Origin of the sequence: Agarivorans sp. Z349TD_8 (assembly GCF_050870825.2) — a bacterium.
GTDB lineage: Bacteria > Pseudomonadota > Gammaproteobacteria > Enterobacterales > Celerinatantimonadaceae > Agarivorans.
On the sequence record NZ_CP194037.2, the window covers coordinates 2,338,616 to 2,352,417 of the forward strand.

Sequence of the window (13,802 nt, forward strand, 5' to 3'; positions counted from 1 at the left end):
ATTATGGATTTGATATTGCTACAATTTGGTGATGACAGCTTCACTAAACCCCAAGATCCTGCGGGTAGCGGCTTTCTAGACCCCTCTGGTGGATCACTTATCGACGGTGCCGCCGATGGCGATACTTGGTCAGCACTGGCCGATAATGCGGGTGGCTCGGGTTTCGATGCGAAAAAATGTGTCGAGTTAGTGTCGATTAATCAAGGTCTGCAGCAGCAAGTCACTACCGATGTGAGTAACAGTGCACGAACTTCTGGTCGGCCCATCATCAGTGATTTTACGTGCGTAAAGTATGTTGATGTGAGCTCACCCAAAATGTACGACTATTGTTTACGAGCGAAGCCTCTCGATACCGACCCTAGCAGCCCAACCATTATTTTTGTACTGCGTAACTCTGGGGATCAGCTCAACATTATTATGCGCTTCGAGTTGCGTCTCGCACTGATTAGTGAAATTCAGTTTCAGTCTCATCCGAATGATATGGCGACCGAGCAGTTTAAGCTGAATTTTACTGAAATTACTTGGCATCATCAGTTACAAGGTCCTGGAATGCAGAACAAAGGAACCATGGCAGCGGGTTGGAGTATTGCCAAAAACCGTCCAATTGGTGCTTTGTCAAGCTAACAATCTGAACCACAGGATGGGCCGGGATATGCGCGTGCTAGTCCATGCCATTGCAGGGGGCCAACACTTGATAAGTAAGAGCTTTGTTGCTTAACGAATACCAGCAAAGGAGTTAGAGATGGTGAGTAAAACACTGTTCGAACGCTTATCGTTTCCTGGTGAGGAGATCGTGTTAGTGGATTCTGTTCGACGCAACATTCAAGCAATTTTTGACTCGCGAATGTTACTCGATGGTGATGTGCACAATGCCAATCGTGGTTTAGTGCCGTCTTTAGTAGAGCAGGGCGCGGATAGCCATGCCGATCTCGACACCTATAAAGAGCGCTTAGAGCAGTTGATATTGCGTTTCGAACCGAGGGTTAAGGCTGTTGAAATCAGTGACCTTAGTTTTCGAGAGGTAGGTAATGGTAAATGTGAATTAAAGCTACAGGTGCTTGATATGGATTTAGTTGAAGACTTTCAATTTTGAGTATCGAGTTTTAAGGCAGATGAAAACAGGAATGGTCGTGCATGAATCACTATGACAGCTTTCAACAGGAATTGCAGTTTTTGCGTCATTCGGTGGAGCAGTTTGGTCAAGCTTACCCTGCGGCTGCCGCTGAGCTAAAATTAAGTTCGGGTCGTTCGGCTGATCCTCATGTGGAACAATTATTACAGTCTTTTGCTTACCTTACTGGAAAATTACGCTCTGACATGGCGGAACAGCGCGGTGAAATACCAAATCAGATGCTGCAAACGCTATACCCGAGTCTGGTGCATTCACAACCGTGCATGACGGTGTTGCAGGCTAACGTTGAGACCGACGGCGCAAATTTTGTAAATGGTTATATGTTAAAAAAGGGGCGGCAGTTTGTCACTAAAGCCCGGGCAAGTCATAGCGATAAGAGTTACGACTGTATGATGCAATGCTGTTATGACACGCCTCTGTGGCCTTTTGACATCACTGGTGTGAAAATTTTACCCAAAAATTATTACAGTCAAATCGATCAACGTCGCGACACTCAGGCCGTTCTTTCGGTCACCGTAGCTAGTCGAGGGATGGATAATGTATATGAATATCCTTTGGATAAGCTGCGATTCTATTTAAACAATACCAGCCAGCGAGCAGAGCTATTTCAACTATTCAATGACAAGTTAAGAGCGGTGGCGCTTAAAGTTGGAGATAACATTCGGATATTACCAGACAGTTCAAAGCAGCATGTACTGAGCTGGCTGGGTTTTGAAGCTTCACATAACGTATTGCCCGATGGCGACGGTAGTCAGCGTGCCTATCGTTTGCTTCAGGAATACTTTGCCTTCCCCGATAAATTTTATTTTTTCGACGTGAATGGTTTAGAACTTGATGGTTGTGTCGATGAGTTTGAGTTGCTGTTTTTACTGGATGAAGCAAAAAGTTCGATTCACCTTGCTCGTAACAGTTTGTCGTTGAACTGCTTTCCGGTGATCAATTTATATCCAAAAACTTTCAAGCCCGTTCAATTGAAGCAAACTGAACATGAATACCGCTTAACAGCAGATGAGCAGCAATACCTGCTGGCAGAGATCCATCAGATTACTGAGGTTCGTAGCATTGGTTTTGATGGCAAGGCCAAATTGGTGGACCCGTGGCTGGGAGTCAAGCGTGAAAATAGCGCGGAGCAATACTATATCACTCGCTTAACTTCATTGCTAAAGGCAGAGCAGAGCGGTTGTGACACGATGCTTGCACTTTACGATGGTCAATTTAATACCTGTGATCCGATTGATCAGACCTTGGTGATAAAAGGTTGGTGTAGTAATCGACGTCTCCCAGAGTTTTTGCGGATGGGGAATAAGTTAAAGCCGGTAGGAAGTGCACCAATGATGACTGCTAACGTGATGGAGCAGCCAACCCGATTCAAAGGAGCACGATTACAACCGGGTAACAATGTGAAATTGCTGTCGCAGTTAAGTTTAAATCATTTTGCGCTTGGCGAAGGGCGTAATCGATTAGCTTTGCTCAAACAAATCCTCACACTATATGCTGATAGTTTCGCTTCATCGCAAATGCGCCAAATTGAGGGGCTCATGGATTGGCATGGCGAAAGTGTGGTTAAGCGCATTGGTCGGCAGGCTTGGCGTGGTCACTGCCGAGGAACTCGGATCACGATGACGGTAGACGAACACTACTTTGGTGACGCCAACCCACTATTGTTGGGGCAAGTTCTAAGTCATTTTTTGGGTCTGTATACGACTTTGAACCATTTTGTTCAGTTACAGCTTGTGAGTCATCAACGTGAAGGAGTGTGGAAACAATGGCCACCGCGCATTGGCGAACAGGTTTTACTGTAGCTGACTTATATACTAATCCCGAAGCCGGCTGGTCGTTTTATCAGCTGGTGCGTTTACTATTATCTGAAGAATCACAGGATCCTGAATTATCTGAAACAAGCGATTCGGTAGGCGATGCGCAAGCGGTTCTCGGTGAATTGAAAGATGTGAGCCATTTAGAGATTCATCGTGCCACGCGAGCTTTCTACTTGAGTCAAATAGAACAACCACAGTCTATCGAGAACCGACTGGTTCAATCTTTAGATAAACACTTCTTCTTTAGAGCATCTTATGAAGCTCATTTTCCAGCGGGAGAAGTGAGAGCGGTTACAGTTATCGATTCGGGGCGGGATGATGTTAGTCATAAATATCAAATTGTTAGCTTAGGCAATCATATCAGCGGCTTAGCTGGCCCGTTGCCCGATGGCCTCACCGAGCTGGTAGTTGATGATATAAAAAACCGTCAAGCGGTGTTAGCACATTTTTTGGATCTGTTTAACCATCGCCTGCAGAGCTTACGATATTTATTCAGAAGCTTGACCGACGCCACTCTTGCCCACGCACCAGCGGAGCACTCAGAAATAGGCCAAATGTCACTGGCTTTAAGTGGCAATCTACTTAAAGTGCACCGCCAGCTGTATCAACAAAATACCGATCGGTTTATTGGACTTGCAGGCTCACTGGCGAATCGACGGATGTCCTTACCGCTTATTCAAGAGCTATTTCGAGCGACTTTAGATGTCCGCTTAAACCAACTTAAGCATTGTATTGGTCGTTGGCTAAGAGTTGAAGTCGAAGATCATATTCGGCTTGGACAAGCCAACCATTGTTTAGGTGGAGAGGCGACTCTAGGAACTCAAATATGGGATCAGCAAGCTGCGATTGGCGTGGTCCTTGGGCCTTTGCCTGATTTGAGCCTTAAACGTCTGTTACCCGAGGGGGACCGATATTCGCAGTTATATCGCCTACTGTGTTGGATTACCGATCGCAAGTGTGATTGTGAGGTCACTTTACTCAGCGATCAGGCTGTTTCTAAAGCGCTTTGTTTAAAAGGGGAAGGCAACCAATTAGGCCGTCTTAGTCGGTTGGGTGAATTCCAAGGGCGTGAACGGGTAACCTTTATGGTTGATTTAGCGAGAACAAATTTATGAGTCGATCAGTTGGAATTTTGTTGACTTGTATGTTGCTGATGACTGCTTGCTCATTAAAGGAATACCTAGGGCTTAGCCATGCCAATGACTTAAGCAAAGTCTCTGTAAGTAGTACCGCTGATTGTAATCAGAATAATCCAGTGGCGTATGACCTAGTGCTGATATTCGATACTGGAGCAGCCGCGACTTTAAGCACAATGAGTGCCCCACAGTGGTTCCAGCAAAAAGAAGCGATGCAATTGAGTTTGGGTAGCAAAATTGCCGTACTGAGTTACGACATTGTTCCACTGACTTCCGAGCAGTCAATCACACTACCCAAGAATTCAAGAGATGCCACTACCGTGTTGTTGTTCGCTAATTACCTTGCTTCGCTTGGCCAAGTTGCCGCGCGTATCGACGGTTATCCATCGGTTCGAATTCAGTTCGAGGTGAATCAATACCAGATTATAGCGGGTGGCAAATCATGAAAGATATAGATTGGGAGTCTCTCCCGCAAGCTCTATGTTGGTCTGAAGGAATGATGCTGTCACCGCAGCACTTTCAGCAAAACGATGTGTACTGGGAAAGTCAGTTGCAAGTACTTAGAAAACTGGTTTCCCCGCATGCTTGGGGCTTAACTCTTTTAGATATCGACCATGGGAAGTTAATGCAAGGTGAGGTCGTGGTAAGGCGGGTCAGCGCGATTTTGCAGGATGGCTTAGTTGTGAACTATCAAGAAAATGAGCATGACCGCTTACAGCTTGACCTGACGACGCTTTCGGGAATTGATCAACTGACTCGGGTTCGTATTCATTTGGTCGCCCCCATTCGAACACCTGGTTGTGTGAGTGATAGTGCCACCATTCAACGCTTTGAAGCGGTTGATGGTCCGCCTTCGGTCGATGATAACACCGGACAAGGTGAGATAGTGACCCAGCGCCTAAGTCCCAAACTGGCCTTGCAGGCAACCGATCGAGTTAGTAGCAAATACGCGAGCGTACCGTTATTTGAGATTTGCCAACCTGATGTGGGTAATTTTCAACTCGGTGAGTATTGTCCCGCGCTATTAAATATCGCGGCAGAAAGTTTCGTATTCGATCAGAATACTATCGGTACTCGTAAGCCGATTCAACAACGTTGCCAAGCTCTTGCTTTAAGCATCCGTAATAAGGCGCGGCAGCTTGCTGGCTATTCTGAGCAGGGGGAAGATCGACTGGGGCATAAAATTGGCCAACTACATCGGAGTTGGATAAGAGCCTTAAGTCGTAATCTGCCAGAATTTGAATTGGCTAGTGATGATCAACAAACTCATCCCCACACACTGTACATGTTGTTAGCACGTATGGTTGGTATTTTTAGTGAGTTGGATCCAGTTGGGGTGCCACCTAAACTGGCTGCATATCAACATAGTAATTCTCTGTCTGGCTTCAATCAGGCTTTGGATTACCTGCAACAGCAGCTCTCTAACGTGAATATGCGCTTCACCAGTATTCACTTTGAGCAAAACCGAAAAGGTGTGTTCACCCTGCAGTATGATAAAGCATGGGCTGGTGGGGAGTTACTTGTAGAGTTGTCGGCTTTTGATGGTGGTAGCACTGAAGAGCTGAGTGAGTGGTTTAAGGCCTGTCGTATTGCATCATTTAAGATGCATGAGTCGTTAGCCAAACACCGCATGCTGGGCGCTTCGGTTCGTCAAGTGAGTGTCGATGAGCAAACAGGTATTGCTGCCGGACCGGGTCGGGCGTTATTTGCCATTCAAGCCGACGAAAAGCTGATCCTGCCGGGGCAACAACTGGTTATTGTATGTACCAGTGGACAGCTGAAGTTGCAGCAACCTCGGCGCATCACCTTGCATGTCCCTCATGAGTTAAGGGTTTAGTATGAAAACTAAAACTAATCAGCTCGACTTACTTTCGTTAATGGTGCAGTTTTACGAACTGATTGCCATATTCAAACAGCAAAATCAGCAAGGCATACTAGATGACGTTGTAAAACGAGAGATAGCGTTAGCCGAAGCTCCGAAACCGGAAGAAATTGCTTACGCTGTTCAGGCGCGTTTGCGATTGTGGTTGGAAGCCACTCGGCACCAATATAACGAGCGAAATACGGCCCGTGAAAATCAATCGATGAAATGTGCGCTTTACGCTATGGTTGCTTTGGCTGATGAGTTGGCTCTATTTGAAATTGACTGGGTAGGGCAAGCTCACTGGCAAGACATATTGCTCGAAAAATCGATGTTTAAGAGTTGCCGAGCCGGCAGCACGATGTTCGAGTTAATTGAAAAACTACTGAATGCGCGCAGCCATACGTCGATGGAACGCCAATTATCGACCGTGTATTTATTCATGTTACGTTTGGGGTTTGCTGGCCGTTATCGTGAGCAACCGGAAAAATTGGCAAGTTACAGACAGCGTTTATATCGACTTCTGAGAGCGGAGGTGAACGGACAATCTACTCCGATATGCGCGACTGCTTATAAGCATTTGTTGGTGTCAAATGAGCAGCAACGATTGGCTCCTATCGCCAACTGGTACCGGAAAATGGCTTGGGTAACGCTGACCTATTTAGTACTCAGCTCAGCCATTTGGGCATTACTTAATTTGCCGCTTAGTCAGCTCTCGCTTCTGGGACTGGGTTCGTAATGGCCGAACTATTTGCTAAGTTAAACTCGCTATGGGGAACCTCTGAGGTGTGGCTAAGAGAGGTCAGCGGTGGCGTGCAGCAACGTTTATCCCCGCTGGTGGTTATGCTTGACCCTTACTGGAACGATCCTGTATGGCGTGTCTTATTCATCTTTTTTTTACTGTTACTTATCGTGATACTGGCTTGGTGGCTATTAAAACTTGGCTTCACTTGGATTAGCGTTTTGTTTTCAACCATCAATGTAGGAGCGAAAGCCTTACTCTGCTGGTTGGCAAAACCCTTTTCGGTTGCGCGGCTGTGGTTTGACAAGTATCGAGAGGCTTATCGTCGAAAAGCGCGTCAGAATTTAAGGCTCAGGATTCGCATGAAACGAATTCGCGACACTTTAAAGTATTTAACCACTAGCCGCCAGTGGCGTTATAAAAGCTCATGGTTTTTGTTGCTTGGCGAAGCGGGATCGGGCGGAAATGCGTTACTTGAAGGGATCCGTTCTGGCAAGCGTGCAGCATTGCTGCATCGAGAAAAACAGCAACATGCAGCTGGTAGCCAATGGCATTTCTTTGACAATGGGGTGCTGATTGAAGCCGACCAAGAGCTATTAGTAGAATCTCAAACTGGACACAACCCTAGTGGAGAAATGCCTCGACTGGCTAAACTGTTAGAAGTCATTCACCGATATCGACCAGAGCGACCGCTAGACGGTATCGTTATGAGCATCTCTGCGAAGTCTTTGTTAATGGCCGATAATATCTATCGGCAAGCTGAACTGAGTGAACAGCTATTTAAGCAATTATGGTTAGTGCAGAAAAAAAGCAGTTTTGTGCTGCCGATTTATCTAGTGGTAACCGAGTGCGATGTTATCGAAGGTTTTGAAGCTTTCTGGCAGGCTCAAAGCGACCAACGTTGGCGGGAGATGATTGGTTGGTCAAACCCACTGCAATTAGAAAGTAGCTTTGATCCGAATTGGATAGATTTGGCATTTGAGCAAGTGGTAGCAGATTTACAGCTCGCTCAACTGGAAGTCGCAGCCTCAAGTCGTGAGATAGTCGATATAGACCAATTTATGTTGTTTCATCAGCATTTTCGTCGCATGCAATCTCCCCTTAAAAAAGTCATGGAAGGGACATTCAGTCGCAGCCAATTTCAGGCACCTCTACCGTTAAGAGGGGTGTTCTTTTGCGGTGCGGTTGAGCAGGTCCCGGCATTTACTGACCAATTGTTTAACCAAAAAATATTCGCAGAATTGAATTTAGCCACCCCGCTGGAGCGACGGCTGTTGTCCTCAGAAAAGCTCCTACAGCGGTTTCAACTTTCGACTATGGGGTTTGGAGCCTTGTTATTGTTATGGTTGTGCTTTGACAGTGTTCGCATGCTTAACTATAACCACAACTTCACTCGCGTCCTTAAACAAGCAGCGAGTGAAATCAGCGATTCGACTACGAATTGTCCATCACTGGGGCAAAATCCTTACCGCTTATTGGCTCACTTAGCGGAAGTAGGGCACAAGCCTTGGAACCTATCGATGCCAGTATCGTGGTTGGATACCCAATTGTACAAAAATCAGCTGGTTGTTGGCAATCAACTACTGAGTCCTCAATTGTTCAGTAGTCTTGAATGTCGCTTAAGCGTCAAAGCCATAGAATTAAATAAATTGGAACAGCAAGGCTCAAAAAGCCAAGCTAATGAGTCAGCTTTAACTGAGCAACTATTTGTATTTGTAGACTCGATGTCGATATTTAATACCAGTGTTGACGACTTCGTATATTTGGCGGGTCCATTGGGTAGCGATAAGCAAGTACAAGCTAGGCTCACCAGTTTACTCGACTACGCATACGATGTTCCAGTGCCAGAGGCTTCACGTCCTTCATCCCCTCTGGTTACTGGGGCAATACAGGTGATGGAATACAAAGTAAAGCAACAAACTTTAACCGATCCCGAACGAAACATTACTCATTTACTGCAGTCCGCGAAGAGATTACATCAAGCCCTTATTGACAGTACTCATCCTAGATTTTTATCTGAGCTTGGCAAAGATGACGCGCTTACCTCCAATTTATTAATTAGTCAGTTAAGAAGTTTGGGGGAATGGTTAAGCACCAGTAACCTTAAATGGACGGTTCCCTATAGCGCTAGTCCCTGTGGTAAGGTCAGTACTCATTTGGCTAGCGCGATCAAGGGATTACGCAAGTCAGGCGATCATCCTGCATGGATCTTAGATGAGATCAGTGAATTATTTGGTGAACAGCGTTGTTACCAGGTTGCGCAGCAGAAGTTATTAGCGGTCAATCTAGCACAGCATGGTTCAGCTTTTGTGTCAGCAGGCAAATTAGTACGGATGAGCCCAAAACTTGTTACTTTACAGCAAGAAATTAAAGCACTAGAGCAATTGCCATTTGTGATCCAGCAATTATCCGGAACATTGAGTCCGCTGCCAACAACACCGATACAGCGTTGGCGTCTGGGGCCTCTGAATCAGGCATTGGAGAGTATTCGTCAGTATCAAGCATTTGAGGCGCGTTACTACCATAGCGCCGATTCTTTCTACGCCAATTCGATTCGACATAAGTTAAGCGATGTCATCACCAACCAGCTTAACGACGCGATGCAACGGCAAGCTCGCTTAGCCAATTCTTTAGAGAATAGTGATAAGGAAGCTGAGCTTGCTTTAAGTATCAACAACTTTGTAAATGTACAGGATGCTATTTTAAATCTTGAACAACTACTGATGCAGTTGGGTGATACTCGTAACCGAATTTGGCTGAAACAGTCCGCGCGTAATCATGCGCGACAGTTGTTAGAACAGATTGATGAGCTAGTGAGTCTCGATAGGCTTTATGTTGCAGAAAAGAAACCAGATTGGCAGCAATTGAATTTTGCTCAGGCCCTGTTTGCAATTGAGACTGACAAGCAACTTAGCCAATATGCCATTGCTCAGCGCCAGCGCTTGAGTTATTTGGCACAAAGTTATGCGCAGCCACTGGTTGGCTTTTTATTGAATAGTGGGGGAATTGAACAGTTAGGCGGTAGTTCTCAGCGTTGGTTTGATACCTTGAATACCTTAGCGAAGTATCAGCGCAAAGATCCTGATAATGACTTGAGTAAGCTGGAGAGCTTAATTACCACGACATTGCCAGAAATGACGATGCTGCAATGCAGCGATGTTGATGTCAGTCCTCAACGGGGGGGCAGTTGGTTTGGCGAGAAGTTGCAAAGACTTGATCTACAGGTGTGGGCGCACTGTAAAAAGTCAACTCAGGCTCGAGCAATTGATAGTTATTTGGCTATGGCGAGGAGATTTGATCAGCAGCTAGCCGGTCTGTTTCCGTTCTCTGAGGTGAGCGAAGCAGGTAAGAATGACTTGCCTTTAAGTACCGCGGTCGGATTTTTTACGAGCCCAGATAATGACCCTCAGTTGCTGTCTGAGCAATTAGATGCGATGGCCAAAGCTTATCCAGCAAAAATTCCGACCAGCTGGAAGCGCTTTTTAAAGCAGCTTAATCAATTTAAAAACTGGCTCAATAGTGGGCTCGCTTCAGACGGACAAACTTGGTCAGCCGAATTAGATGTGCAATTTAATGCACTGTCAGGGAAGGCCAAAGGAACCAACCAAATCGTTCGTTGGGAGCTCAGCAGCAGTCAGCAGCTTATCGGTTTTCCTAATCAAGGCGAAGTCATTCATTGGCAAGTTGGGAGGCCGCTGGCATTAGAGTTATTTTGGGCCGATAGTTCTCCCTACCAGCCTTACACTTTGGCAAACTTACCTCACGCGACATTTGTTTCACAGCGTTCAGCGGTACGTTTTGAGACCACGGGTGCTTGGGGTCTGTATGAATGGCTTATTCGTTACGCGGATAGTATGCATATGAAACCTGAAAGCATGGCGGCAGGCACTCAGTTACTGATGTTTAATGTCCCTGTCTCTTATAAAGAAAAACTCCCACAGCAACAAAAATTAGCCTACGTTAGCCAGCCTAATATTGCGCTGACCGGACAATATACCGATGCCAAAGGTCTTCGTCATACCATGAGTTGGCCGCAGGCCTTGCCCCAAAAAGCTCCAAATTTTAGCGATAACTGAGGAAATCTGAATGCGATTACCTGCCTCTGGACAGTCAGTTGATGACTATATTCAACAACACTTTGGCATACCGTTAGAGACGCTAATAGCGCCTGTGGGCGATAACCAAGTAGGGGATTCAGTTCGTCATAACGGTGTCTATTTTAACATTAAGAATGCCCGCAAGTCTGACGATCCAAGCCTTCCTATGGGAGTTTGGAGCCACGAACTGAAAGTCGCTGATTGGCAAGAAGTTAGAAAAATAGCCTTGGAAGCATTAAGTGAAAAGTGCAAGGATCTACAATTAGGTGTTTGGCTGCTTGAATCGAATATTCACTTGTATGGATTTTCCGGTGTTGCTCCCGCATTGGTGCTAATTTTACAATTGTGTAAGCAATACTGGGACACCATGCACCCTCAAATGGTAGACGGCGATTTAGAGTATCGTACCAACCCGATTAATTGGGTTAATGAAAAGCTCACTTTACAACTCCGTTTAATCAAAATTACCGATACCCCCTTAGATGGAAATGAGTACAGTTGGGATGATTGGGAAAATGCGCTGCGTTATCAACAATTACACAACCAAAACAAGCTATCTAGCGCTTGGGATGGCCCCAATCCTAAGTTATTTAAACAACGTATAGCTGCCACGGCACCAGTTACGCTGCTAGATCTTCATCAGGCATTGGATGATGGCATTGTGGCGGTAGATGAATTTCAGCTGTGGCTCGATGAAACCTGTGATAGTGATAGTCCCAGCTTAAGTGACTTACGTAAGTTGCTAAGTAACGTCAATGAAATGGTCTGTAATGAATTATTTCGCCGGGGCATTTCTTTGGCTAATGCTAGTGAATCAGATGGGCATGATGAGGGAGGAAGCGCAAGTGATACGCCGCCCTCGTCGGCTGGCGGTGGCGGAGGCCACCATAGTGAGCTGCGTGATCGAGCGGATGCGTTTGTGATGTTGCGGCGTGCGGCAGAATTTTTAATGGAAGATGACCCGCATAGTCCCGTTCCTTATTTGGTATATACGGCCTGTAACTGGGGAGAGATGAGCGCGCCAGACTTATATCAGCAACTATTTTTACAAAAAGGTGGTCAATTAAACATATTTGAGTTGATGGGGCTGGAAGTGAGTAGTGATTAGCCTATGTAGTTTAGATAAAATAAGAGGCATCAGTATGAATGACAAAGCGAAAAAAAGGCAAGTTGTCGTTGGCCAAGCGGGTAAGTCCGATAGCGACTTACACCGTCATGTACGACAGCATCTACGTCATATCGCTGCTCAGCCAACATCATCTAGTCTGCAGCCTCCCGTAATCCAGAAGCGACGTGATGCTAAATCGCAGCTTAAACCAGTGACCGAAATTAGCGTCGCACATATTCCTTCGGTCTCGATCATCCGTGATGGTGCGCATGCTGTCTATCAAACAGGCAGCGCATTGCTAGATTTCACTTTAAGAGCAAAGCGAGATTTAAACTTACTGTTAGCCATGGAGTCAGGACAGAAGGTTTTCGATACGATTCATGGTTCGGGCTATAAAGTGAAAATTCAAGATCGAGGCGATAAGCCCAAACACGGAGGCTCACAAAAAGCGTTGGATAGATTAGATGCGAAAACCAACGGTGTAGGTTCAGATTCCTTAGTGCCCCATCAGACTGACCGTTCAGTTCTCGAACCACGGTCGCATGCAGCTCCAAGTTCTTCAGTTATCAGTTTGGGACATGAACTTATTCATGCTACTCATTCCGCAACTGGAACCCTACAAAGCTGTAAACATGATAACTATCATGTTTCGCCAGGGGTAATAAAAGAGGAGCGTGTGACCGTAGGTGCCGCCGATGGAACTGGAGGAAGCAATGGACTACCAACGGAGAATTCCTTGCGGATTGATTTGGCCAAGCAGCATCAAGGGATCACGCCAACATCCAACGGACAATTTATCCCACGATTAAAGTACGGAAAAATGGATTTGAATTTCTAAATAACGAAGTAGGAGAACTGCAATGCCAAGTTATAAAGAAAGATACGCCCGCTATAAAAAAGAAGTAGATGCCAGTATGGGAAAATCACTCGGAGGATGGGGGCAGTTTAAAGCGTTATTTGCCCCAAATAAGAGTTTTTCCACGGCTAGAAAAGCTGCTATTGACCAAGCAGAACAAAATCATCTCGGTGCAACCACTGCTGATAAACAAGCGGATCGCCTTTACCGACCATTTAATCTTATTGGAACCACTGGTACCGATGATGCGCATAAAACTCGCTATTATCGTAGCAGTAGCGGTACTTTTGGGCACATTACTCCATTTCACAGTCCTCATAATGTTGGCCGGGAACCTGCTCGTAAACATGCCGATTACCACATGGAAAATGTAAACGGTCGATTGCATGAATATATAGGCGACAAATTGATACATCCTTCGAGAAACCCCTTTGTTCCGATTACTGATGATACTCAAAGAGGGCAGCATCATGCCCAAGTTGCTCATTTCGATTATATTAAACATCATGGGCGGAGAGACAGTGTTATCTATCGGCATAATCCGATGCCAAATATCCGAGCTGAACCTAAGGACTATCAACAGGGCTAGTGGCTGATAAAACCCGCGAAATCTGGCATTTGTACAAATTGTGATAAATTAACATGGAACAATTAGTGTCTGTGAGTCACCGCAGAGTATCGGAAGGAATAGGTTCTATTTCTAAATTTTAGGCGTTTAATCGATGTTTGTCAGTGAAGATACTGATAGGTTTTGAAGCTTGATTTTCATAAAACATACGGAACCATGGAACGCTACGGGTTTAGTGTTTTTATTGAAAAAATACTAAACCCGTAAATCTCTTGCTCTTAAAATATAAATCAAACTACTCCAAGGCATCCCTTTATTCCCCTCTGCTGATATTCTATTTTTTAGTAACATCTGTTAACTTATTTCTTGATGGCATAACAAACAACTAAAATTTATATTTAGAGATTTTTGGCTTCGTGGTTAATTATTTTTATTGCTCCGCCGATAGATTTTTGCATGTGATTATCGGTCTAATTTTATTCTAG

At 45.3% G+C, this 13,802-nt stretch carries 11 protein-coding genes; all 11 read left to right on the top strand.

The genetic code is table 11. From position 1 onward, the window contains the following. The first annotated feature begins 3 nt into the window (after nt 1–3). The 11 genes from ACRRS1_RS10635 to ACRRS1_RS10685 all read left to right on the top strand — a co-directional run bounded on the left by ACRRS1_RS10635 (nt 4) and on the right by ACRRS1_RS10685 (nt 13,338). Nucleotides 4–624, top strand: coding sequence for a type VI secretion system tube protein Hcp (locus ACRRS1_RS10635; protein ID WP_432453214.1), 621 nt, complete (start codon nt 4–6; stop codon nt 622–624). 118 nt (nt 625–742) lie between these two features. After that, a complete protein-coding gene (locus ACRRS1_RS10640; protein WP_432453213.1) occupies nt 743–1,093 on the top strand; it encodes a hypothetical protein in 351 nt (116 codons plus the stop codon). 41 nt (nt 1,094–1,134) lie between these two features. Then, entirely contained in the window at nt 1,135–2,934 is a 1,800-nt protein-coding gene (gene tssF / locus ACRRS1_RS10645; RefSeq protein ID WP_432453212.1) for a type VI secretion system baseplate subunit TssF, read from the top strand. Then, complete coding sequence (gene tssG / locus ACRRS1_RS10650) at nt 2,898–4,064, top strand: type VI secretion system baseplate subunit TssG (protein WP_432467843.1); 1,167 nt, start codon at nt 2,898–2,900, stop codon at nt 4,062–4,064. Before tssF ends, tssG begins: the two co-directional genes overlap by 37 nt. Further along, nucleotides 4,061–4,531 carry a hypothetical protein gene (locus ACRRS1_RS10655; protein WP_432467842.1) on the top strand — a complete coding sequence of 157 codons (471 nt, stop codon included), beginning with the start codon at nt 4,061–4,063 and terminating at the stop codon, nt 4,529–4,531. The genes tssG and ACRRS1_RS10655 overlap by 4 nt, the downstream gene beginning before the upstream one ends. Next, nucleotides 4,528–5,922 (top strand): type VI secretion system baseplate subunit TssK, encoded by a 1,395-nt coding sequence (tssK, locus tag ACRRS1_RS10660; RefSeq protein WP_432467840.1) that lies wholly within the window; start codon nt 4,528–4,530, stop codon nt 5,920–5,922. Before ACRRS1_RS10655 ends, tssK begins: the two co-directional genes overlap by 4 nt. A 1-nt stretch (nt 5,923) precedes the next feature. Further along, nucleotides 5,924–6,685, top strand: coding sequence for a DotU family type IV/VI secretion system protein (locus ACRRS1_RS10665; protein ID WP_432467839.1), 762 nt, complete (start codon nt 5,924–5,926; stop codon nt 6,683–6,685). Further along, nucleotides 6,685–10,764, top strand: a complete 4,080-nt coding sequence (locus ACRRS1_RS10670; RefSeq protein ID WP_432467838.1) for a type VI secretion system protein — start codon at nt 6,685–6,687, stop codon at nt 10,762–10,764. The genes ACRRS1_RS10665 and ACRRS1_RS10670 overlap by 1 nt, the downstream gene beginning before the upstream one ends. Before the next feature lie 10 nt (nt 10,765–10,774). Then, the gene (gene tssA / locus ACRRS1_RS10675) at nt 10,775–11,893 is read left to right on the top strand and encodes a type VI secretion system protein TssA (RefSeq protein WP_432453206.1); all 1,119 of its coding nucleotides are present in this window, start codon (nt 10,775–10,777) and stop codon (nt 11,891–11,893) included. 34 nt (nt 11,894–11,927) lie between these two features. After that, entirely contained in the window at nt 11,928–12,731 is an 804-nt protein-coding gene (locus ACRRS1_RS10680) for a M91 family zinc metallopeptidase (RefSeq protein ID WP_432453205.1), read from the top strand. Between the two features lie 22 nt (nt 12,732–12,753). Continuing rightward, a complete protein-coding gene (locus tag ACRRS1_RS10685; protein WP_432453204.1) occupies nt 12,754–13,338 on the top strand; it encodes a hypothetical protein in 585 nt (194 codons plus the stop codon). The last annotated feature ends 464 nt before the right edge of the window (nt 13,339–13,802 follow it).